16 protein-coding genes, 1 tRNA gene and 2 pseudogenes are annotated in these 22,991 nt (G+C 66.0%); 15 read left to right on the plus strand and 4 right to left on the minus strand.

The genetic code is table 11. The features are described 5' to 3' along the window. Positions 1-546 (plus strand): annotated as a pseudogene (locus tag BLR03_RS25090) (endonuclease); the annotation flags it as partial. Between the two features lie 39 nt (positions 547-585). On the opposite strand, the gene BLR03_RS22635 reads toward BLR03_RS25090, so the two are convergent. Beyond that, positions 586-930 (minus strand): cupin domain-containing protein, encoded by a 345-nt coding sequence (locus tag BLR03_RS22635; RefSeq protein WP_091256703.1) that lies wholly within the window; start codon positions 928-930, stop codon positions 586-588. A gap of 280 nt (positions 931-1,210) precedes the next feature. On the opposite strand from BLR03_RS22635, the pseudogene BLR03_RS22640 reads away from it, so the two are divergent. Continuing rightward, positions 1,211-1,854 (plus strand): annotated as a pseudogene (locus BLR03_RS22640) (DNA alkylation repair protein). 201 nt (positions 1,855-2,055) lie between these two features. Next, positions 2,056-2,904, plus strand: coding sequence for an SDR family oxidoreductase (locus BLR03_RS22645; RefSeq protein WP_091256705.1), 849 nt, complete (start codon positions 2,056-2,058; stop codon positions 2,902-2,904). Positions 2,905-3,844: 940 nt separating this feature from the next. Here the strand turns inward: BLR03_RS22645 and BLR03_RS22655 are convergent. Next, the gene (locus BLR03_RS22655) at positions 3,845-5,266 is read right to left on the minus strand and encodes an NAD(P)-binding protein (RefSeq protein ID WP_217639841.1); all 1,422 of its coding nucleotides are present in this window, start codon (positions 5,264-5,266) and stop codon (positions 3,845-3,847) included. A 617-nt stretch (positions 5,267-5,883) separates the two neighbouring features. Between BLR03_RS22655 and BLR03_RS22660 the strand changes: the two genes are divergently transcribed. The 3 genes from BLR03_RS22660 (at position 5,884) to BLR03_RS22665 (ending at position 8,891) form a co-directional block, all read left to right on the plus strand. Continuing rightward, complete coding sequence (locus tag BLR03_RS22660; RefSeq protein WP_139184652.1) at positions 5,884-6,294, plus strand: hypothetical protein; 411 nt, start codon at positions 5,884-5,886, stop codon at positions 6,292-6,294. A gap of 469 nt (positions 6,295-6,763) precedes the next feature. Continuing rightward, positions 6,764-7,171, plus strand: a complete 408-nt coding sequence (locus BLR03_RS24225) for a hypothetical protein (RefSeq protein WP_139184653.1) — start codon at positions 6,764-6,766, stop codon at positions 7,169-7,171. A 268-nt stretch (positions 7,172-7,439) separates the two neighbouring features. Next, complete coding sequence (locus BLR03_RS22665) at positions 7,440-8,891, plus strand: phospholipase D family protein (RefSeq protein ID WP_254788662.1); 1,452 nt, start codon at positions 7,440-7,442, stop codon at positions 8,889-8,891. A gap of 101 nt (positions 8,892-8,992) precedes the next feature. Here the strand turns inward: BLR03_RS22665 and BLR03_RS22670 are convergent, their stop codons facing one another. Then, complete coding sequence (locus BLR03_RS22670; protein WP_091256713.1) at positions 8,993-9,598, minus strand: cysteine hydrolase family protein; 606 nt, start codon at positions 9,596-9,598, stop codon at positions 8,993-8,995. 594 nt (positions 9,599-10,192) lie between these two features. On the opposite strand from BLR03_RS22670, the gene BLR03_RS22675 reads away from it, so the two are divergent. The 5 genes from BLR03_RS22675 to nrfD all read left to right on the plus strand — a co-directional run bounded on the left by BLR03_RS22675 (position 10,193) and on the right by nrfD (position 17,394). Further along, positions 10,193-10,576: a hypothetical protein gene (locus BLR03_RS22675; protein ID WP_091256714.1), complete on the plus strand. Its 384-nt coding sequence runs from the start codon at positions 10,193-10,195 to the stop codon at positions 10,574-10,576. Positions 10,577-10,840: 264 nt separating this feature from the next. Beyond that, positions 10,841-11,293, plus strand: coding sequence for a hypothetical protein (locus BLR03_RS22680; protein ID WP_139184654.1), 453 nt, complete (start codon positions 10,841-10,843; stop codon positions 11,291-11,293). Between the two features lie 559 nt (positions 11,294-11,852). Continuing rightward, a complete protein-coding gene (gene fdh / locus BLR03_RS22690) occupies positions 11,853-15,188 on the plus strand; it encodes a formate dehydrogenase (RefSeq protein WP_254788663.1) in 3,336 nt (1,111 codons plus the stop codon). Between the two features lie 110 nt (positions 15,189-15,298). Beyond that, positions 15,299-16,309, plus strand: coding sequence for a 4Fe-4S dicluster domain-containing protein (locus BLR03_RS22695; RefSeq protein WP_091256720.1), 1,011 nt, complete (start codon positions 15,299-15,301; stop codon positions 16,307-16,309). Beyond that, entirely contained in the window at positions 16,306-17,394 is a 1,089-nt protein-coding gene (nrfD, locus tag BLR03_RS22700) for an NrfD/PsrC family molybdoenzyme membrane anchor subunit (protein ID WP_091256722.1), read from the plus strand. Before BLR03_RS22695 ends, nrfD begins: the two co-directional genes overlap by 4 nt. Positions 17,395-17,425: 31 nt before the next feature. Here the strand turns inward: nrfD and selD are convergent, their stop codons facing one another. Further along, on the minus strand, positions 17,426-18,451 hold the full coding sequence (gene selD / locus BLR03_RS22705) for a selenide, water dikinase SelD (protein ID WP_091256724.1): 1,026 nt from the start codon (positions 18,449-18,451) through the stop codon (positions 17,426-17,428). Between the two features lie 42 nt (positions 18,452-18,493). On the opposite strand from selD, the gene BLR03_RS22710 reads away from it, so the two are divergent. From BLR03_RS22710 to BLR03_RS22725, 4 genes are all read left to right on the plus strand, one after another. Continuing rightward, positions 18,494-18,588 (plus strand) — tRNA-Sec (locus BLR03_RS22710). A gap of 37 nt (positions 18,589-18,625) precedes the next feature. Continuing rightward, complete coding sequence (gene selA / locus BLR03_RS22715) at positions 18,626-19,957, plus strand: L-seryl-tRNA(Sec) selenium transferase (protein ID WP_091256726.1); 1,332 nt, start codon at positions 18,626-18,628, stop codon at positions 19,955-19,957. Between the two features lie 3 nt (positions 19,958-19,960). After that, complete coding sequence (selB, locus tag BLR03_RS22720) at positions 19,961-21,751, plus strand: selenocysteine-specific translation elongation factor (protein ID WP_091256727.1); 1,791 nt, start codon at positions 19,961-19,963, stop codon at positions 21,749-21,751. Between the two features lie 53 nt (positions 21,752-21,804). Further along, complete coding sequence (locus BLR03_RS22725) at positions 21,805-22,884, plus strand: hypothetical protein (RefSeq protein ID WP_091256728.1); 1,080 nt, start codon at positions 21,805-21,807, stop codon at positions 22,882-22,884. The last annotated feature ends 107 nt before the right edge of the window (positions 22,885-22,991 follow it).

Here is a 22,991-nt window from a genome sequence, read left to right on the forward strand (position 1 = left end):
CGGGACGGGGCCCCGCTGGAAATCGGGCGCAGCAGTTACCGTCTGACGACGGCGCAGCGGCACTGGCTCCGGCTCCGGGACGGCAGGTGCCCGTTCCCCGGCTGTAACAACCATTCCCTGGACAACGAGGCGGACCACCTCCTGGCCTGGGCCGACGGCGGCACCACCGGGATCGCCAACCTGGGCCAGCCGTGCCGGAAACATCACCGCCTCAAACACTCCTCGGCCTGGACACCGAGCGGGGCCTCCACATCCAGCCCGCCGGGCTGGATTTCACCGGCACGGCGCTACTACCCGGCCGAGCACCAGGACTGGGAACCGACCCGCTGGCCGGACCACATCCCGATCACGGGCACAAACACAAACCCACGGGCGGAGCGAGCCGTGCCCGCGCATCCGGAACCGGAACTGCCCCCGGATCCCTTCCCCGACTGGCACCACTTCACGGCCGGGCACCCATTCCCCGCCGCGAACACGGACGACCCCGGCTGGCCGGCGCCCCTCGACGACCCCATCCCGGAAGACGCCCTGTACCAATCTGCCTGAACGACCGGCTGCGGGCCGATTCCGATCTTGGGCCTGAACTTAGACTTGCCTGACTATGTCGACCGAGATCTCCAACGCGGGAATCGTTCCTCGGTTCTCCAGCCAGTGAACGGTGTTCCGGTCCTCGGGCCAGCCCACCCCCGGCCCGTAGTCCGTAGTAACTCCATTCCTATGGTCGGTAATCGTTCCTTGCAAGATGTAGACGATGCCCGGTCGGTCCACATGGTCGTGCACTGGGCCGAAGACTCCCCCTGGCTCGAAGGTCACCATACGCATTCGAAGCTGGCGCCCGGCCATACCCTCGATCTCAGGGCCGAGGTCAACCGTCGCAAGTAGCTCCGACGTGACAGCTTTCGTCTCGGGTACCGCCTGGTCTTTGCTCATCGCGCTTCCTCTCTGCACTTCCAGGGGCTAACGTTCGACCTTCAACACGAGCTGATCTCCGGATTGACGTGCCCGACGTCACGTCATTGAACCATGGAACCGGAATCGGCGTCCGGGACTTTTCCAGATTCTTTGACCCTCGGGGTTTGGCCAACACCCCTCTTCAACCGCATCCCCGAATGCGCTCCTCACGGCGCAGGCTGACCGCTTTCCAAGTAGGCTCAACCTCACAATTGATGAACAGGAGGCCGAGGTGGCCGAGACGACGGTGGACGACGTGATGGCCGAACTGGCCGAACTTGAGGACCCGAGGGCACTCGTGGTGAACGAGAAACACGGTGACGATCACGGTGTGAACCTCGGCAAACTGCGCGCACTCGCGAAGCGGCTGAAGACCCAGCAGGACCTCGCGCGCCAGCTTTGGGAGACGGATGACACCGCTGCGCGACTGCTGGCGATCCTGATCTGCCGCCCGAAGGCGTTCGAACGTCAAGAGTTGGACTTATGTTGCGCCAGGCGCGCAGCCCCAAGGTGCACGACTGGCACGTGAACTACGTGGTGAAGAAGACCCCGCACTCCGAAGAGTTGCGCCTGGCCTGGTTGGCCGATCCGGATCCAGTAGTGGCTAGTGGCGGCTGGGCGCTGACCAGCGAACGCGTGGCGAAGAAGCCCGAGGGCCTCGACCTCGCAGGACTGCTCGACGTCATCGAGGCGGAGATGAAGGACGCCCCGGACCGCCTGCAGTGGGCGATGAACCACTGCCTGGCTCAGATCGGGATCGAGCATGCCGAGCACCGCGCCCGCGCCATCGACATCGGCGAGCGCCTGGGGGTGCTCAAGGATTATCCGACTCCCCCAAACTGCACGTCTCCGTTCGCGCCCATCTGGATAACCGAATTGGTGCGCCGACAGCACGACAAATAGGAGCGTTCGCGCTCGACTGCGACCCCTTGCTACCTTTTGACGGCAATCGAGCAAATCCGCCGGAAGCACGCCATAGTGGGACGCCTCGAGCCCCGAAGGAACGTATCCGGCTGGGCTGCGCCACGCGCGGATGCGGCAACATTCCGGCCCTCTGCGCATCTCGCTCTTGCTCTCTGCGCCCGCTGCGCGTAAGAGAAGAGCATGGGTTCGCAACGAGACGTCCTCCGCGGACGCGTGGCGGTCGTGACTGGCTCGACACGCGGTCTGGGGTTTGCAATGGCCCGGCTGCTGGGGCATCAGGGCGCGACGGTGGTGCTGGCGTCCAGGTCGGAAGTGGACGTCGCGACCGCCGTCGAGCGGCTGCACACGGAAGGGATCGCGGCTTCCGGACGTCACTGCGACACCGGTGAGCTGGCCGACGTCGAGGCCCTGCGCGACGAGGCCTTAAACCGCGGGACGCTCGGCATCTGGGTCAACAACGCCGGAGCCTCCGGTGTCTACGGGCCCACGGCGTCCACGCCGGTCGATGACTTCACGCGGGTGGTGCGCACGAACATCCTCGGCACGTTCCACGGGTCGAGGGTTGCGTTGCCCGTGTTCCTCGGCCAGGGCCGCGGCGATCTCGTCAACGTCTATGGCCACGGCGACCAGGGGCCGGTCGCGCTGCAGAACGCGTATGCGTCGAGCAAGCGTTGGGTCCGCCAGTTCACGGAGACGTTGCGGCTAGAGACCAAGGGCACCGGCGTCCGGGTGCATGGCATGAATCCGGGCCTGGTGATGACCGACATGCTGGGGCACGTCACGTCCCAGCCTTCGTACGAGCATCGACTGGGCGGCCTGCAGGTCGTCGTCGGGCTCTGGGGGCAGACCCCTGACGATGCCGCGCACCCTCTCCTGGACCTCGTAACGTCGGACGTCGCCGAGTTTAGGTATCTGACCAAGAGGACCATGGTGACCCGCGGGGTGCGCAACGTGCTGGCTGGGCGCCTCCGTCGCGCCAACCGCATGCCCCTGGACGTCACCGTCCTGGACACGAACCGCCAGGACTGACTGGGGCGGTTGCTCCGTCCCTCAACCCTTGCGCTACCCGCGCTCCTTGGATCCCGCAGGGGTCAGTCTGATGGATCACCCATCCCAATTCAAACTGCCATAATCACTCCCGAATGGCCTAAGCAATGCGCTAATGGTCGACCAGAAGCAGCGTCAACAAACGCCCTGCACCCCGAAGGAGGCAAGGCCGTTCCACCTACATGAGCCCTGTGCTCGCCTGGTCCGCGGGGTCCATGATGACGCTCTTCCAGCTGGCAGCCCTGGCGCGGCACATCTCTGGGAAGGGAGTGCGACATCTATGAAGAGGACCGCATTAGAGCCCAGCCGTCATCACCCACACCGGCCCATGGACATCCTCGCCGTCAGCGAAGACCGGACACGGCTGCTAGTCATCGAGCTGAAAGGAGGACGTGCCAGCGACGCGGTCGTTGGCACGTCCGGCGCCGCACGGGGTTTGTCCAGCAGATGCTGCTCAAACCAGGGCAGACTCACCGGCCAGAGCCTCGTACTGTCCACAGGGCCTTGTCGCCCGGTCCGCCAAGGGCCGCAAGGCTCTGTCGTCCCGCCCCGCCTCGCCCGTAGCCTGCACGTGTTTCGCTGCCGCGGGACTAACCGGCAAAAAACGAAGGATGGCTTGACATGGTTGGATTTCGAGTCGGACTGACCGGCGCAACGGCCGCAGTGGCCTTGACAGCGGCCCCCGGGTACGCAAACGGATACCTCCCGGCGGTCATGAGCCAGCTGAAGCCCGGACAACTCTAGGCCCGCGACGCCAAGCCCACGAAGCCTTGGCCATCCACCTGGGCCCCCTCAATTGTCCCGCCACAGCCGGCTGGCCCGCCGCCGCACCCGTCATGCACGGCTTGGAGGATCTCGCGGAACCCTCCGCGGGATGACCGGCCTGCGGTGGGCTGGGCGGCAGAGTCATTCGGCCCCATCTTCAATGCGCTGCTGGCGCAGTCGAGATGAGGCGGGTCAGGTTCGGCACTGCGGACGACGCCGCATGACCGTATCGATGCAACAGTGCGAGCTTCTCCGTGTCGTCCGGCAGGACCTTGCGCGCCAAGCCAGAGAACCCGTCCAGCCTGGAGTGCACGATCCAGTCCATGAGCCGGGCATCGCGCCTCCAACGGCCTTGGTTGACCAGATTCATCAGCATCATGCTGAGCCAGTCCTCGGGAGCATCAGACATCGGGATGGGCGTACAGATCTCATTCTTCTCGGCGTCTCCGTCGAACGACACTTCTACATGCGCGATTAAGGCGGCGCTGAACGTCGGCTGGAGTGCCCGGACCATCTGTGGCGTGATCCTCCGCCCAGCGAACACCGGAACAGCTGCCCGTCTTTCGACCCCCCTGGCGGAACAATCAATATACAGACGCTGTGGATCTGACTCCACTGACCCGCGTTCTAGAAGGATCCGGCCGCGCTCAATACTCTGGACGCGGCCCATGCGGACAACATTCTTGATTTGCCGGAGCACTTCGAGCTCCGCCAGTGACACTATGGCGCCGTGATACATGGTCGGGGTGACGTCCGTATTCAATCGCAGGAGCTGTCCCGTGGCTTCAAGCCGGACGAAGAGATCGTCGATCGTTTCCGCATTCGCCGCGACCTCTGCCTGAATCGCGAACGCGCCGAATGTTTGCTCGAAAAACTCTTCGCCGGGCTGCAAATTCGCCCGGTTCTGCAGCCACGGGTCGCGCGGCATGATCCAGCAAATGTCGTCCGGGGAAACCTGATTGTCCAACAGCCAGAGGCAAGCATCGATAGCGGTCTTACCGGCGCCGATCACGACGTACCCCGTCGGCGGCCACTTCACGCGGGCCAGTGCGTTCGGGGGCACGCAGTCTAATTCGGCGGCCACCCGATACTTGGGCGGCTGGGCGGAGGGCACGGCGGTATTCAGGTGGGAGGTGTCGACGACCTTGTCACGCACGTGGGGTTCGGCCTTCTTGCCGCTCGTGAGCGAGGTGAGTAGGTGGCGCTCGTCGAAGTCGCCATCGTATTCACACATCGGAAAATAGCGAAGCCGGCCTGACGCGACAAACTCACGCATCAGCCGCTCGTAGTAGAAGAGAATCGAGGCGCTGCTCGCGCGTTCGCACATGCCCAAGTTGAGCACTGTCGGGTCGCGCAGGCCGTCACCCAGGTCACGCGAGTTCACTCCGTAAGTGGCCGACGCCTGATGCAACTGCAGGAAGGGATACGCATCATTCCAATGTCCCCCCGGGGCGTGGTGGCGATCCACGACGATCATGGAGTGGTCCGTCTCGTGAAACAGCACGTCTGCAAATGCCATGCCCACCGCGCCGCTACCGACGATCAGGTAGTCGGTCTCAATCGAATCTAAGCCCATCATCAGTCCCCCGAACCCCACAGCTCGTCGTCACGACGTCGAAACGGCAGAAGCGAGATGGAGACGAAACAGTCCCCCTGACGCTCACAGCCAACCCGACTTCGAGCACACGTCCATGATCGCATCGGCGGACGAAACGCCACAACGCCAGGCCGCCCAACTGTACGTCCCATGGAGATTGTGAACGGCGCGGAGTGGTGTAAGAATCGAGGACCGCCGGCATCGAAGTGGGCTACCACACGCGCTCGATGACGAGGAAGTCCTCGTGCCGCCGACGCCTCCGGCGACTTCTTCCCACGAGTTCTGTCAGTGACCGCCTTGCCGCTGCACCCTTCAACCCGTTCCTGCCTGAACGCCCTAGTCAGGATCTGCGTGACGGGCCTATTTGACGGCCTAGAGCCTGAGGTCTCTTCTCGGCGGTGACCCAGTTGCGCGCGATTGCCTTCTGCGCCGCGGTAAGGGTGACAGCCGGCCGGGCCGAGATCCGCGCCGGAGAAACGACCGACGCGAAGCTCGCCAGCAGCAACCTCGCACTTTAGCGCCGCAGAAGTTTGTCCGCCCCCGTCAGTGTCCTGGCCGGGGTGCTGCTTTTTTGGTGCCAGCAGCGTTACGCTGACGCGATGAAGAACCGGTCCCTGCCGCGGCTGCTGCTGACGCTGCTGCCGGCGCTGGTGCTCGCCGCGTCCGGCTGCACCCCGACAGCGTGCCCTGCCGTCGGCTTCGTCAACCTGGGCCCGGTCGAGCTTGACCTCTCCGGACTCCCGGCCGGCACGTCCGTATCCGCTTGCTTCGGAACCGGAGACCGCTGCGACCCGGTGCCGGTCACCCGCGACGGCTCCGGCCGGTGGATCGTTCCGCAGACGCCCCCGTTTGTCCAGCCCGACAACGCTCCGGTCCCGCTCCCCCGGATCCGCGTCGTCGCCGCCAAACCGGACCAGTCCATCTCCGACCACCAGTACGGGATCGAACACACGCCGCCACGCGGAGGCTGCGACAACTCCTACGCCCTCCTTCCGGTGGAGGTCCTCTGACCAGCCTCGCACGGCCTGGTACCGAGCAGCCGGTGCAAAAGCACCCGACCCGGATCCACCCGACACCTGCCGGCCCCGGCGGGTGTCGCTGAGCCGCAGCGAAGCCGTCGGGCGATGGCCGAGGCCGCAGAATGTTGGCGGTGACGGCGGGCGCCATAGTGAAGAAGACTCTGGGCTTCGTCCCTCGTCCCCTCGTGCGGTCCCTCATCGATGACCTGCTCGTGGATCTTTGCGTTCCCTGGCGGATCGTTACTTCTTGCTTTCCCGTCCCGGCTCGTGCGGCCCGCTGAGCGGGCCGTGCTCCGCGCCTTCAGTCACGCCTTGCACTTAGTCGGACGGGTTCATCAGGCGGCTGGGATCCTGGACGTGGCCCAGGCCGACGACGATGCCGAGTTCATGTTCGATGACTTAGTACAGTTCCCCTGAAGACATCCGTTACTACGGCCTGTCGACCCCGACAGCAGCATCTGTGCGTGTTCGTTATTCAGCAGGGCAAGACTATGATTTTGACGAGATGTCGACCTATTGGGAAGACTTTTCAACAACAAATCGGCAGAATCCGGCTTGGCGCCTGTCCACTGAACTGGCCTGCAACGGCCCGTCTACTTGGAATTTTGTGGTGCCGAATGCCTTTTTGCCGAATCGGTCAGCCGTGGAATCCTCTCAACCCTCCGCAGCGCCGTTCGTCGGCGACGCCAGCTCCCGGCTGCGGATACCGGGTCGCAGGCGCTCTGGCAGCTCATCGATGATTCCAACGACCTCGTGGCCAACACCGCCCGCGGCCGCCTCCAGCCCGCGTCGCGGCCGGTCCAGCCTGTTGGTGCCCGTCCACGTCGTGCAGATCGAAAACCGGGCGGATTTTCCGCTGATCAGCTAACACCCCACGCTTATGACCCGCTGGGTGGCATTGGTCAGCACAGTCGTAGGCTACTTTGGAGACCGGACACTAGTGGCCTGGCGTCGGGCCCCGAAAGAAGGACTGAGTGGACAGTGATGCTGGTACGTGGTTTCTGAGTCGCGCTGAGCGGGGGAATTTGGCCACAGACGTACACGCGGGCGGCGCCGGATCGCCGTCGTGGTCGGAGGGCAATCTAGTGCGGCCCCTGATTCACGGAGCGACCTACTTCGCCCGACTGCATGCGGAGTTGACGGCTCTGCAAGCGGGAGACCGCGTTTGGTTCACCGACTGGCGTGGCGACGCCGACGAGCGGCTGCTGGCGGACGGACCGTCGATCGGCGACGTGCTCGCGGGCTTGGCCCGCGCAGGCGTAGAAGTGCGGGGCCTTGTCTGGAGATCCCACGGGGAGCGCGTATCGGCCCCGATCAGCAGCCGATCCAACGAGCTGCTAAGTCATCAGATCAATGACGCCGGCGGAGAGGTGCTGCTGGATCAGCGTGTACGCCTGTTCGGCTCCCATCACCAAAAAATCTTCGTCATCCGCCGTCGTGACAATCCGGCGCGGGACGTCGCGTTCGTTGGGGGGATCGACCTTTCCCACAGCCGTCGAGACGACGCCGACCACGCGGGAGACCCGCAAGCGGTGACCATGGATTCCCGGTACGGGAAACGACCCCCCTGGCACGATGCGACCCTTGAACTGCGTGGCCCCGTTGTGGCAGATGTCCTGGCAGTGTTTGCTGAACGGTGGAACGACCCCCATCCCCTGGACCGGCGCACCCCCTACCGGATGCTGCTGCAACGTCTGGCCCGTATGCCCCGGCACCCCAAACCGCTCCCGGCCACTGCACCACCACCGCCACCAGCGGGCCCTCACTCCGTGCAGCTGCTGCGCACCTACGGGGTGAAGCGTCCTCCGTTCCCGTTTGCTCCTGTTGGGGAGCGCAGTATTGCCCGCGGCTATGCGAAGGCCTTCGCCCGCGCCCGCTCGCTGATCTACATCGAGGACCAGTACCTCTGGTCTACAGAGGTCGCAACCGGAATTGCGGAGGCCCTCGAACGGAACCCCGAATTGAACGTGATCGCCGTCGTGCCCCGCTACCCCGACTCCGACGGTGCTATAGCAGGACCGGCTATCCGGATCGGGCAACTGCGTGCCATCAGAATGCTCCGCCGGGTCGCGCCCGACAGGGTCGGCGTGTTCGATCTGGAGAACAGTGCCGGAACTCCGATCTACGTCCACGCCAAAATCTGCATCATCGACGACACCTGGTTTACCTGCGGCTCAGACAACTTCAACCGCCGATCTTGGACCACCGACAGTGAGCTCACCTGCGCCGTACTCGACACGACTGTCGAGAACAGGGACGCGCCCGGCACAGACGACGGCGACGCCACTTCCCGGCCCTTGGCCCACGGGCTCCGGCTCCAACTCTGGGCGGAACACCTGGGCCTGGACCAGGACGATCCCCGGCTCCTCGACCCGGGGGCTGGGCTCAAGCTTTGGAACTCCACCGCAGACGCTCTCGACCAATGGCACGAATCCGGGCAGCGCTCGCCCCGCCCCATCGGACATGTGCGCCTTCACACCCCAGAGCCCGTGTCGTCCCTCCAACGTCTCTGGGCGGTTCCGATGAGCCGCCTTGTCGTCGACCCGGACGGCCGCCCCCGGCGGCTACGTGGCACTACAGAGTTCTAGGCAAGACGGCGTGGGGCGCAGCCACCAACTAGGGCGGAGGCAGAACAACGTCCGCACCATGGCTTCGTGCCGGACGGTGCGGCCTTCGTTCTTCTGCAAAGTTAGGACAGCCGGCTGGAGAATTCCTCGGCAGTCATCGGGGTGGAGAACATCGGGTAGTCGTACGCGATCGCGTTGTCGTGTTCCTCAACCGATGTTGCAGCAACACAGTCGCTCAGCGTCACCACCTGGTACCCGTTCTCGTAGCCACTGCGCATGGTTGATTCGACGCAACAGTTGGTGAGGAACCCACCCAGGACGATGGTGGTGATGCCTTTGCTGCGCAGGATGAAGTCCAGGTTGGTGCTAGCGAAGGTGTCGAGACCCCTTTTGCCTTCAATGACGATGTCGCCCTCGGCCGGCGCCAGCTCGTCGATGATGGCCGCACCCCAAGTTCCCTTGACGAACACGCCACCGTCCACGACCCCCTTGAGGATCCCGTACGGATGCTTGCCGAGCTCGTTGTAGCCCTCGGCAAACGTGATGGGCGCGTGCATTACCGTGACACCGGCCGCGCGGGCCGCCTCTACAACGCGAGCCGTATTGGCGAGCATGTCCGTTTTTTCCATGACCGGTCGGACGGCGTCATGCAGCCCGCCGCCCTCGGACGTGAAATCGTTCTGGTATTCGATGAGTACAACGGCGGTGGCGTTCGGATCAAACTTCAAGGCATCCTCCTGATCGGCGGTAAAGCGCCCGCGGCAATGCCGACGGCCGAGGTCAGACTAGCCTCGGCCCCCGCACAGGACAAGGGGGGCTGCGTTGACTCATGGGAAAGGTCCGGGGAGCCGGGTACGTTGCCTCATCTGAAAAGGTCCGGGAACGACGGGGCAGTGGACGTCCTTGAGGGATGGGACTGACGATGAGCCAGCGGAAGGCTGTCACGGTGATCAAGGCCAGGGCGTATGCCCGTGCCGGCCGATGGGTGGTTCCGCAGGCCCACCCGTTCGTCCAACCCGACGAAGTTCCCCCGGATCCGTGTCGTCGCGGTCAAACCGGACCAGAGCATTTCCGATCAGCTGTACCGGATCGCACGCTCCTGTGAGGTGTAGATCAATTTGGAAGAAGTTCCAACAAGGAATCGCCGGGATCGCGGGGAGGCACGTGCCTGCGAACCGGGTCATCGCGGCCAATCTAAGTGGAAATTTGTGGCGCCGGTTCCGTAGTTTTGCCGAATCTCTCAGGTGCAGTTCCGACGCTAGAGACACGCTGCCCATGGTGTACAGATCTTCGTAACCACTTCAGCCGCGAAGGAGATGTGTTTGGGCCCAGGCCTAATCGGCAAGTTCACCTTGGCACTGCACCCGCGCGCCGACGACGGCCGGTTCACTGCAGTCACCCTGTCCGAACCATTTCTGCAGCTGCCCGCCACCGCGGACTCGCACTTCGCCCAGCGCTCCGAGGCCGCGGCGTGGTTCCCGGAAGACATCGTCGACCTCGAGATCATGGACGCCCCCGTCCGGCAGGGCACCATGCCCTTGGCCAGGTGGGAGGCCCGCGGACACCACCACGCGGGTACCAGCCGGCAAGGACGCCTGCCGGCGCGGAGCGGGAACGGTGCTGCCCGAATCACCAACCCTGTAGCCGATGGAGTGCTCGCACTCAAGCACGCCGTCGACGGGTGCCTGGACGGCGCCCGATTTTGAAGTTGGCGATGTGGTCGACGTTGAGCAGTTCGGTGCCGTCGGAAATCTTCAGGAACGTGGTCACGGTGCGGGTCCTAGCGGGTAGGGCGGCCCTTTGACCAGTCCCATGCGCCGACGACGGCGTATAGCCGGTCGAGGCAGTTGACACGGCCACGGTGTGGCATTCCCGCAGACAAAGGCCATGGTTGAGGATACCCTGCAGTCAAACACCTCCCGGGCGTCCCGGAGTCAAGCGTGTTGGCACTGACCGTTTGGGGGAACACAGTGAAACGTAGGACCGGGATCATCCTTGCGGCAGTGCTGATCGTTGGCGCCGCCGGGCTCTTTCTTATCCGGTCCGCTGAGGACAGGGTCACCGCCGACATGGTTTCCCGCGCCGAGCGTTTCACCATTCCCGCGGACTGGAAGTTGCAGGACAACATCGTGCGCCGGGAGATGTTCCTCTGCATGTCAACCAATCCCTGCCCCAGCATCGCCAGGCGCTGGGACGCCGGCAGAAGGCTCACCGTCGATGATTTGAAGGCCGTGGGGTCCACGGCCGGTTTCGCCATGACCATCGAGGGCACGTGCACCCGGCGCCCGAGCGTCGGCGGGACAACGACGGTCTGCAGCACCTCGGGGACCGACGGGGAGTACGACTACAAGTTCAATGTGAGCAGCCCGGACAAAAGCGACTCGACGAACTTTGTGGTCTTCCAGGTCGAACCCCACTCCTGACCGCCCCGGAAAATCGGACCCTGGTTTCTCTAGTCAGTGGATAAAACCGCAGGTACCCTGAGACCATTCGGGCCACAACCGGGGCCTTGAGCCGCTACTGGGGCGGCATTCTTTCCAGTTCAGTAACCACTTGAGGGTAATTGCTGTGCGTCCAAATTCTCCGTTACGCATCACCGCGGCCGTCCTGACCGCCGTGAGTACGTTTTCAAAAGTCGCGCAAACTCTGCAAGAGTCGCAACTAGAGGTTCGCGTCACAAACAAGAGCACGACGCCAGCTAACGATCAAGCCGCCCACTGACCGAGTCAGCGATCACACGGTTGGCCAACTGTATGAAACAGTTGGCCGACTTCCATGAAAACGTGACCATCTAAGTTGGAAAATGGCCAAGTGCCATGGAACCTCACAGTCCATCTGCACGACGACTGTGAGACCCGAGGGCAGAGCGGACCGGAACCAGTCTCCGTCAATGGCCCCGCGGCAACGTCGAAGGCGACGGGCAGCATGGTGAGTTTCATCGACACTCTGTCGTTGGTGCCCGGGATTGTGTAGGCTCCTGCCATGGCTCGGCGCAGTTTTCTTCAGTGGCCGGTAGTCCGGCAGTTCAGTACGGGCGACCTGCTGGGCCGCGGCCCGGCGGTAACCTCCGCGCGGACGAGGGACATCACGCCGCGGACGGCCACCGCAGACCGGGTCGTGCAGAGCGTGTGCCCGTATTGTGCCGTGGGCTGTGGACAGCGGGTCTACGTCAAGGACGAAAAGGTCGTTCAGATCGAAGGCGATCCCGATTCGCCTATTTCCCGCGGCCGGTTGTGCCCCAAGGGCTCTGCCAGCGAGCAGTTGGTCAACTCGCCGGGCCGGCAGACCGAAGTGCTCTACCGTGCGCCACGCTCCACCCAGTGGCAGCATTTGGATCTTGAAACTGCCATCGACATGGTGGCGGACCGCTTCATCGAAACCCGCCGCAGGACGTGGCAGCAGGAAGACGAAGAAGGCCGGCTGCTTCGCCGCACGATGGGCATAGCCTCACTGGGCGGGGCAACTCTGGACAACGAAGAGAACTACCTGATCAAGAAGCTCTTCACGGCTGCCGGAGCAGTGCAGATCGAGAACCAAGCACGTATTTGACACTCTTCCACGGTTCCCAGTTTGGGAGCCTCGTTTGGACGCGGTGGTGCAACGCAATCACTGCAAGATATGGCCAACGCCGACTGCATCATCATTCAGGGCTCCAATATGGCCGAATGCCATCCTGTGGGTTATCAGTGGGTTGCGGAGGCCAAGGCCCGCGGAGCGAAGGTCATCCACGTCGATCCCAGGTTCACGCGCACCTCGGCCGTCGCGGACAAGCACATTCCCATCCGGGCTGGCTCTGACGTTGTGCTCCTGGGCGCGCTGATTAACTACGTCATCACGCACGACCTGTGGTTCAAGGAGTACGTGAGCGCGTACACCAACGCGGCCACGCTGGTTCATGCCGATTACCGCGACGCCGAGGATCTGGGCGGACTGTTCTCCGGCTACGATCCGGAGAGGGGAGCGTACGATACGGCGTCATGGTCGTACGCGGAACAGGGCGGAGGCACCATCGACGACGCTGGGCCTGGCACCGAGCACGGCTCCCATGCGTCGGATCGTGCCGCGGGAGACCAGTTCGGCAGCGGCGGTCCTGCCCTGGAACACGCCCAAGTGCAGCGTGACGATACCCTGCAGGACCCCCGGACCGTTTTCCAGATCTTGAAGCGGCACTACGCCCGTTACACCCCGGAGATGGTCCAGGACATGTGTGGCATCGACGTCGCGGACTTTGAGTATCTGGCCCACGCCATCACGGAAAACTCGGGGCGCGAACGGACAACGTGCTTTGCCTACGCTGTCGGCTGGACCCAGCACTCGCTCGGAGCGCAGTTCATCCGGGCCGCCGCGATCCTGCAACTTCTGCTCGGCAACGTGGGCCGCCCGGGCAGCGGAATCATGGCCCTGCGCGGCCATGCAAGCATCCAAGGTTCCACGGACATTCCGACCTTGTTCAACCTGCTGCCCGGGTACCTGCCAATGCCCAGCGCCGGGCGCCATGACACCTTCAGCGCATACCTGGATGCGGTCGCGTCGAAGAAGCAGAAGGGCTTCTGGGCGGACGCAGACTCCTACACCATCAGCCTGCTGAAGGCCTGGTGGGGCGAGGCCGCGACCGCGGAGAACGACTGGGCCTACGATTACCTTCCCAGGCTGACCGGAGCGCACGGCACGTACCAGACGGTGATGGACATGCTCGAGGACAAGGTGGAGGGCTACTTCCTGCTCGGACAGAACCCCGCCGTGGGCTCGTCTAACGGCCGCATGCAACGCCTGGGCATGTCGCACTTGAAGTGGCTGGTGGTGCGCGACTTGAATCTCATCGAGTCGGCGACCTGGTGGAAGGACGGCCCGGAGATCGAATCGGGGGAACTGCGCACCGAAGACATCGAGACCGAGGTGTTCTTCCTGCCTGCAGCAACCCACGTGGAAAAGGCCGGCTCGTTCACGCAGACCCAACGGCTGCTGCAGTGGCGGCACCAGGCGGTGGCACCGCCTGGTGAGTGCCAAAGTGAATTGCAGTTCTTCTTCGAACTGGGCCAGCGGATCCGCGAAAAACTGGCGGGTTCGGAGGACGAACGAGACCGTCCGCTGCTCGACCTCACCTGGGATTACCCCACCGACGAGCACGGCGAGCCCGACGGCGAGGCGGTGCTGGCCGAGATCAACGGCCGCCACCTCAGCGGCCCGGACGCGGGCAAACCGCTCTCCGCCTATACCGAGCTGCGCGCCGACGGTTCCACGTCGGCGGGCTGCTGGATCTACACCGGCGTCTACGCCGACGGCATCAACCATGCCGCCAACAGGAAACCGGGCCAGGAGCAAGGACCTGCCGCCTCGGAATGGGGCTGGGCGTGGCCGGCCAACCGCCGGATCCTCTACAACCGGGCGTCGGCCGACCCGGCCGGTAAACCGTGGAGCGAGCGGAAGAAATACATCTGGTGGGACCAGGAGCAGGGACGGTGGGTCGGAGACGACGTGCCCGACTTCCCGGTTGACCGTGCTCCGGGCAGCCAACCTGACCCCGATCTCGGTGGTCCGGCCGCCTTGACCGGAGATGATCCCTTCATCATGCAGGCAGACGGCAAGGGCTGGTTGTTCGCGCCGTCGGGCGTCGTCGACGGTCCCCTTCCCACCCACTACGAACCGCAGGAATCACCGGTGGCCAATGGCCTTTACCCGCAGCAGCAAAATCCGGCCCGGCTGGTGTACCCCCGCGCGGACAACCTCAGTGCGCCAAGTGCCGGTACCAGTGGCGCGGACGTTTATCCCTTCGTCTTCACCACGTACCGGCTCACCGAACACCACACTGCAGGCGGAATGAGTCGCTGGTTGCCGTACCTCTCGGAGCTGCAGCCGGAAATGTTCTGCGAGGTCTCTCCCGAGCTGGCCGCTGAGCGCGGGCTTGAGCCCTACGGCTGGGCCACGATCATTTCGGCCCGCTCCGCCATCGAGGCGAAGGTGCTCGTCACCGAGCGGATGAAACCCCTGGTCGTTGGCGGCCACACCGTCCATCAGATCGGGTTGCCCTACCATTGGGGCGTCGGAGCGGATGCTGTCGTCAGCGGTGACGCAGCCAATGACCTGTTGGGCGTGACGCTGGACCCCAACGTCCAGATCCAGGAATCCAAGGCCGCCTCCTGTGACATCCGCCCGGGCCGCCGGCCGCGCGGGGCGGAGCTGCTTGCCCTGGTTGCTGAGTATCAGGCCCGGGCCGGAGCGACGACCGAGACCGGGAACCGACTCGTTACCGATCCGCGCCCGGAAAGCCTTGACCCGGGGCGCCGAGAGGACGGCCGCACCGACGGCCGGCCAGGATGACGGGCGTCTTCACCGCGGGACCGGCGGGGCCACACCATGCACCTGCACCGCCTGCACAACCGCTGCGCTCTGGTAGCGTTCCGGATACCGACTCGACGTTGGAGGATTAGATGGGCCAGCTGTCCGGACCGACCGACCCCGCCGCCGACGCCCGGTGGGAGCATCAGCAGCCGCGTAAGGGGTTCTTCACAGACACCTCCATCTGCATCGGCTGCAAGGCCTGCGAAGTGGCGTGCAAGGAATGGAACCACAACCCCCAAGACGGAAATCTGGAGCTGCTGGGCTCCTCCTATGACAACACCGGAGGGCTCGGCGCCAGCACCTGGCGGCATGTCGCCTTCGTTGAACAGGGCCAGGAACGCATTACCGAGGCGCGGGAGTCCGGGCGCGCGCTCGTCAACCTCGGTATGCCCCGCATCGGCCCTCCCCCGACGGCAGCGTCCGCCGGGCCGGACCTGGCGAACGTCGATACGACGCCGCCGGACACGGCAGACTTCCGTTGGTTGATGTCCTCCGATGTCTGCAAGCACTGCACGCACGCCGGGTGCCTGGATGTCTGCCCGACCGGAGCGCTGTTCCGCACGGAGTTCGGCACGGTAGTGGTCCAGGACGACGTGTGCAACGGCTGCGGAACCTGCGTCGCCGGGTGTCCGTTCGGCGTGATTGAGCGCCGCAGCGACGGCATGGTGGCGGTGGCAGCCCAGCGGGAGGAGCAGCACGCCAAGCATCCCGCCGTCCCCAACGTCGGCGTCGCCCAGAAGTGCACGCTGTGCTACGACCGCATGGTCAACGATGAGACGCCCGCTTGCGCCAAAGCCTGTCCGACGACATCCATCAAATTCGGCAACCACGACGACATGGTGGAGACGGCCCGGGAACGGGTGGTCTCGCTGCACGAGCAGGGACTGACGGAAGCCAGGCTCTATGGTGCGAACGAACTCGACGGCGTCGGCGGAACCGGAGCGGTCTTCCTCCTGCTCGACGAACCGGAAGTGTACGGGCTTCCGCCGGATCCGAGAGTGCCCACAGCCGATCTGCCGCAGATGTACCGGCGGGCCGGTATGGCCGTCGCCGGCATGGTCGCCGCTGCGGCGCTGGCTTTCCTGGGAGGGCGCGCGTGACCCACTCCGAGTTCGACAGCTTTCGGCCGCCCGAGCCTGCCCGCCGTCGCCGGCCTGGCGGCAAGCGCGGCACCGGCCGCCGCGACGGCGGTGACGGTTCCCGTGAAATGCCTATGGTTCCGGAGCCGGAATTCACCTCGTACTACGGCCGTCCGGTGGTCAAGCCGGCACCCTGGACCGAAGATGTGGCCGCCTACCTGTTCCTTGGCGGTGTCGCAGCCGGTTCCGCGCTGCTTGGTCTCGGCGGGCAGCTGACCGGGCGGCCGACGCTGCGCCGGAATGCCCGGCTGAGTGCTTTGACGGCGGTGAGCTTCGGTGCTGTTGCCCTGGTGAAGGATCTGGGCAGGCCGGAGCGCTTCCTGAACATGCTGCGGACCGTCAAGCTGACCTCACCGATGAGTGTGGGCTCGTGGATTCTGAGCGCGTTCAGCGTCGGCACGGCCGTCTCGGCGGCAGCGGAAATCGATCGCATGACCCGGACGCGGTTGCCGCTGGGTCCGTTGCGGAACTTGCTGGGAGTGGTCGAGGGACCGGCGGGCTTCGAGGCCGCGCTTTTCGCCGGACCGCTGGCGGCGTACACGGCGGTCCTGCTCGGCGACACGGCCACACCCACCTGGAACGCCGCGCACGAGGAATTGCCCTTCGTTTTCGTGAGTTCGGCGGCCCTCGCTTCTGCCGGGCTCGCGATGATCACTACTCCGGTACAGGAGGCGGGTCCGGCCCGAAAACTTGCTGTGCTGGGCGTGATGGGTGACGTGGTTGCCATGCGGGTGATGGAGCACCGGATGGACCCAGTGGTGGCCGAGCCTCTGCACCAGGGCAAGGCAGGTGTCATGCTGAAATGGAGCGAGCGGCTGGCGGCTGCCGGCGGACTGGGGACACTGCTCGGCGGACGCAACCGGGCGGTGGCCGCAGCTTCGGGGCTGGCACTGCTGGCCGCCTCGGCGCTGACCCGGTTCGGCGTGTTCGAGGCCGGCCTTTCCTCGGCTCGGGACCCGCGATACACAATCGAACCGCAGAAGAACCGTCTCGCCGCCCGCCGCGCCGCCGGCATCACCGGCGATTCGATCACTACTGCCAGCTGACGGGTCTGCCGTGGTTTAGGGGATCTTGGGTTCAGCGGATCTCGATGCCCTGGCCGACGACGGTATGCCCGATCACTGGATAGCCGGGCAACTCGCCGACGACGAGCAGCCCGCCCGAGGTCTGTGCATCCGCAAGAAGGAGCAGATCGTCTTCGGTGACGCCGGCAGCGACGCTTAAGTGCGGTCGAACCCAATCGAGGTTGCGCCGGGTCCCGCCGGATACAAAGCCGTCCCGCAATGCCTCCCGGGCGCCCTCGACGAGAGGCACCGCCGTCCGGTCGATCACTGCCCCCACTCCGGAGGCGCGGCACATCTTGTACAAATGTCCAAGCAGGCCGAAGCCCGTCACGTCCGTGGCCGCACGCACGCCCGCCGCCACCGCGGACTCGGCGGCGTCGCGGTTGAGACGCGACATCGTCGCTACCGCTTCCGCGAACACTTCACCGGTCTGCTTGTGCCGGTTATTGAGCAGTCCGACGCCGATCGGCTTGGTGAGCGTGAGCGGCAGTCCGGGCTGGGCGGCGTCGTTGCGCAGCAACCGGTCGGGATGGGCGACGCCGGTGACCGCCATGCCGTACTTCGGCTCCGGATCGTCAATCGAATGCCCGCCGATCACCGGGCACTCTGCCTCGGAGGCGACGCTCAGGCCGCCGCGGAGGACTTCAGTCATCAACTCCAGCGGCAGCACGCCGCGGGGCCAGCCGACGAGGTTGATCGCCATAATCGGGCGGCCGCCCATCGCGTAAATGTCCGAGAGCGCGTTGGCGGCAGCGATCCGGCCCCAGTCAAAGGCATCGTCGACCACGGGAGTGAAGAAGTCGGCGGTGGACAGTACCGCCAGGTCGCCGCGCACCAGGACGGCTGCTGCGTCGTCGCCGCTGTCAAGACCGACCAGCACGTCCGCGCCTGGCTGGCTGGTAAGGCCGCGCACCGCTTCTTCGAGCTCGCCGGGCGGAATCTTGCACGCGCAGCCGCCACCGTGGGCATAGCCGGTAAGCCGGACTGCGCCGACGCCGTCGTTGTTAAGTTGCGGAGTAGACGTCTGCGTCTCGTTCACTCCCCTAGCGTACCCCCGTGGGCAATCTGTTAGATTGATCCCGGTGGCGTCCGGGTCCTGGTGGGCCCCCCGGTCTTCAAAACCGGTGAGGCTGAGTATCTCGGCCTGGCGGGTTCGATTCCCGTCCGCCTCCGCCAACCACTGGCCTGCAATGCCGCGGAAGGAAGAGGGACTGTGGACCAGATCGATCCCCGCCGCCTGATTCCGCGCACCGACGATCTGCTGGCACTGCCGGCCGTCCGCGCGGCCCGGAAACGCCTGAGTGCACGGCTCATCCGCGAACTTGTCCGGCAAACCCAGGAGCAGGCGCGGCGCGGTGAACTCGACCCCGGCCAGGTGGAACCGGCCCTGCTGGCCGCCGTCACTGCCCGCACGGCGACCACCCTGCGCCCGGTGCTCAACGCAACCGGCGTAGTCGTCCACACAAACCTCGGCCGCGCCCCGCTGTCTGCGACCGCGGTTGAAGCACTTGTCGCAGCCAGCGGCTACGTCGACGTGGAACTCGACCTGGCAACCGGCAGCCGTGCGCGCCGCGGCGCCGGTGCCCGGGCTGCATTGCTCGCCGCCTGTCCCGCTGCCGAGGACGCGCTGGTGGTCAACAACGGGGCTGCGGCGCTGGTACTGGCCACCACGGCCCTCGCCGCCGGCCGGGAGGTGGTGGTGAGCCGCGGCGAACTGGTTGAGATCGGTGCCGGCTTCCGGTTGCCGGACCTGATCGAATCAACGGGCGCGACCCTGCGCGAGGTGGGCACGACCAACCGGACGCACCTGAGGGACTACGCCGACGCCCTCGGACCGGCCACCGGCTGCATACTCAAGGTCCACCCGAGCAACTTCCGGGTGAACGGATTCACCTCCGCTGTTCCATTGGACGAACTGAGCCCGCTGGCCGCGGCGCACGGGGTTGTCCTCGTGGCCGATCTGGGGAGTGGACTGCTGGCGCCGGATCCGCACCTTCCCGAAGAACCGGACGCTGCCACCGCGCTGGCCAGCGGGGCCGACGTCGTCATCGCCAGCGGCGACAAACTGCTGGGCGGACCCCAGGCCGGTTTGCTGCTCGGCCGGACGGAGATCATCTCCCGGCTGGCACGCCACCCGCTTGCCCGAGCGGTGCGGGCCGACAAACTTGCCCTCGCGGCGCTGGAGGCGACGGTCGCGGGCGAAGCACCGCCGGTCGTCCGAGCCCTGCACGCGGACCCGGCGTGGTTGCGGAACCGTACCGACCGGCTCGCCGCGGCCCTCGGGGTACCGGTCGTCGCGCACGACGGCCGGGTCGGCGGCGGCGGAGCACCCGGTGTCGCCCTGGAGGGGTGGGCGCTCCGGCTCCCCGAAGCGCTCGCCGGCCCCTTGCGTACCGGCGACCCGGCCGTGCTCCCGCGCGTCCACGACGGTTCCTGCCTGCTCGATCTGCGCTGCGTACCCGAAGAGGACGATGACCGGATACTCGACGCGGTGCGCCAGGTGCTGGCAACCCTCAAGGGTTCGGATACAGGCAGGGCGGGCTGAACCGTGCATGTCGTTGCCACCGCCGGACACGTCGATTGCGGCAAAAGCACGCTGGTGCGCGCGCTTACCGGCATGGAGCCGGACCGCTGGGAGGAAGAGCGGCGCCGCGGGCTGACCATCGACCTGGGCTACGCCTGGACCACGCTGCCTTCCGGGCAGGATGTTGCCTTCGTGGACGTACCGGGCCACGAACGATTCCTCGGCAACATGCTCGCCGGAATCGGACCGGCTCCCGTCGTCTGCTTCGTCGTCGCTGCCGATGAAGGCTGGCAGGCGCAGTCAAGCGACCACCGGGACGCCGTCGCGGCGCTGGGCATCGAGTACGGCGTCGTGGTCATCAGCCGGACCGACCGGGCGCCCGGGCAGGTTGGTGAAGTGCTCGCCCGGACCCGCCGAGAGCTGGCCGGGACAGGCCTGGCGAATGCGCCCGCAGTGGCTGTGTCTGCCGTCGAGGGCACCGGCCTGGCCGAACTGCGTGCCACGCTCGACGGCGTTCTGGCCGGGGTGCCCGCCCCCGCCGCCACAGGGCGGCTCCGGCTGTGGGTGGACCGTTCGTTTACCATCAAGGGTGCCGGAACCGTGGTGACCGGAACATTGGCAGCGGGAACGCTCGCTCAAGGTGACCGGCTGCAGCTGCTCGGCCACGATGGTTCGCGGTCCGTGGTGGTCCGCGGCCTGCAAAGCCGCGACACTTCATACTCCTCGCTGGGGCCGGTCAACCGGGTGGCGCTGAACCTGCGCGATGTTTCCGCCGCCGACGTCCGCCGGGGAGACGCGCTGCTGACCCCCGACGCGTGGCCCGTCACGGGCGTCCTGGGCATCCAGCGCACTACCGGCGTGGCCTATACGGACGTACCGGAGCAGCTCATGGTGCATGCCGGCACTGCTGCCGTGCCGGCCCGGCTGCGCCCCTTCGGCGCCGACCACGCCCGGCTTGTCCTGGACCGGCGCCTGCCGCTCGTTCTCGGAGACCGTCTGGTGCTGCGGGACCCCGGGACCCGCTCGGTGCTGGGCGGCGCGCAGGTGCTCGACGCCGATCCGCCAGCCCTGCGGCGGCGCGGTGACGGCGTCCACTGGGCTGAGCGGCTCGCAGGCATGGACGCCGCCGGAGACGTGCTTGGGGAAGTGGCAGGCCGCGGGGCCGTGCAGGAAGAACACCTGCGTCGGCTCGGGCTGTTGTCTGCGCACGAGGCGGCGCCCCCCGGCGTCCGGGTTCTCGGCGACTGGTGGGTGCACGCTCCCCTCTTCGAGGCATGGCAGCATCGGCTGCGCACGGCCCTCGGGGAACTGCACGAGCGCGATCCCCTCGCCCCGGGCCTTTCCCGGGGCGCGGCCCGGGACCTCCTCAATCTGCCCGATGAGCGGCTTCTTGACCCGGTCATCCGCGAAGCAGGTCTCGAACAGGAGGGCGGCCACGTCCGGCTGCCAGGCACGCTAGGCAACCTTGGCGCCGTCGGGCCGGCGGTCGCCGAGCTGGAGCGCAGGCTGGCCGCAGACGCCTTCCATGCCCCGGAAGCCGATGAGCTGGCCGCGCTGGGCCTGGGCGCCCGGGAGCTCGCTGCCGCCGAGCGCACCGGGCGGCTGTTGCGGTTGCGCGATGGGGTGGTGCTGCTGCCTACGGCACCGGCCCTTGCGATGCGCGAACTGGCCCGCTTGGAGCAACCCTTCACCACGAGCCAGGCACGCCAAGCCCTCGGCACAACTCGACGGGTGGCGGTTCCGTTGCTTGAATGTCTGGACTCACGCGGCTGGACCCGGCGCCTGGATGCCGGTCACCGCATCGTGGTGCGGTGACCCGGGACGCTTAGCCTTTCGCCCCGAAAGGCGGCGAGTCCTACCGTGGAACCATGGACGCCGCAGCAACTAACACCTTGGCCATTCCGCCGGTATCAGTTCACCGTCCCACGACGGTCGCTGAAGACACCATCACCCTCGCCGCCGGGGTCTGGCTCCTCGCCGGAACGTACGTAGACGGCTGGGCCCACAACAACCTCCACGACCTTGAGACCTTCTTCACGCCCTGGCACGCGGTCCTCTACTCGGGCTTTGCTGCCTGCGCCCTCTGGCTGGCCGCCCTGACGTTGCGCCGGCACGCACCGGGCGCGCGGTGGACGGAAGCGATCCCGGCCGGCTACGGACCAGCGGCTGCAGGCGTCGTCCTCTTCCTGGCCTCCGGGGCGGCCGACTTCGTCTGGCATTCGGTGTTCGGCATTGAGCAGAACCTCAAAGCGCTGTTCAGCCCGTCCCACCTGGGACTCGCTGCGGGCGGATTCCTGATCCTCAGCGCGCCGTTTTCCGCCGCATGGCACGCACCAGAGCGGTCACGGCCACAGCTGGTGCCGGCCTTCGTGAGCGCGATGCTTTCCGGCATGGTTGCGGCGTTCATCCTGCAGGAGTTCGCTGTTTTCGCGCGCCATGGGCTCGTCCAGACGTACGTCGGCTCCGCCGCCCAGCACGCGGTGACGGCTCCGACGTCGTCTGGCATCATGGTCGCCTTGGGATCGTTCTTCGTCTCAACGGTCGTGCTCTTCGTGCCCATCCTGTTGCTGTCGCTGCGCTGGCACCTGAACGCCGTGGTGCCCGCGGCCATGGCATTCGTCCCCTCCGTAGCGATGCAGCTTATGGTCGCGATGCGGGACGCCTGGCTCGTGCCGGTGGCCCTCGTCGGTTCCGTGCTCATGGGAGTGGCGTGGGCGGTGGTCCGCCCGGGCCCGGGCCGCCACGCAAGGCTCATGACCGCGGCAGCGCTCTCTCCCGTCGTGTTCTGGGCGGCGTACTTCGCCGGTGTGGCGCTCCACGATGGGGCGCTCAGCTTCTCCCCCGAGATTTGGGGCGGGACGCTCGCCTGGACCGGACTCGAGATGCTGGGGCTGGCCGTGCTCGCGCTCAAAGGGGGCGCCCCGGCTGCCCTGCAGCACCGGCGGTAGCCGTGGGTCCTGGCCTAGATGAGTGAGTCCGAATTGGGCGTGCGCCGCGTGGACGCTGTTAATTGAAGGTGGAGGGTGTTAAACCCTGTTTGTGAAGACAGATCTAA

Source organism: Arthrobacter sp. ok909 (genome assembly GCF_900104405.1).
In the GTDB taxonomy this organism is placed as follows: domain Bacteria; phylum Actinomycetota; class Actinomycetes; order Actinomycetales; family Micrococcaceae; genus Arthrobacter; species Arthrobacter humicola.

Bases quoted from the DNA above. Each gene is read 5' to 3' on its own strand.
- BLR03_RS22635 (WP_091256703.1), bottom strand. From the start codon at position 930: ATGAGCAAAGACCAGGCGGTACCCGAGACGAAAGCTGTCACGTCGGAG.
- BLR03_RS22645 (WP_091256705.1), top strand. From the start codon at position 2,056: ATGGGTTCGCAACGAGACGTCCTCCGCGGACGCGTGGCGGTCGTGACT.
- BLR03_RS22655 (WP_217639841.1), bottom strand. From the start codon at position 5,266: ATGATGGGCTTAGATTCGATTGAGACCGACTACCTGATCGTCGGTAGC.
- BLR03_RS22660 (WP_139184652.1), top strand. From the start codon at position 5,884: ATGAAGAACCGGTCCCTGCCGCGGCTGCTGCTGACGCTGCTGCCGGCG.
- BLR03_RS22695 (WP_091256720.1), top strand. From the start codon at position 15,299: ATGGGCCAGCTGTCCGGACCGACCGACCCCGCCGCCGACGCCCGGTGG.
- BLR03_RS22725 (WP_091256728.1), top strand. From the start codon at position 21,805: ATGGACGCCGCAGCAACTAACACCTTGGCCATTCCGCCGGTATCAGTT.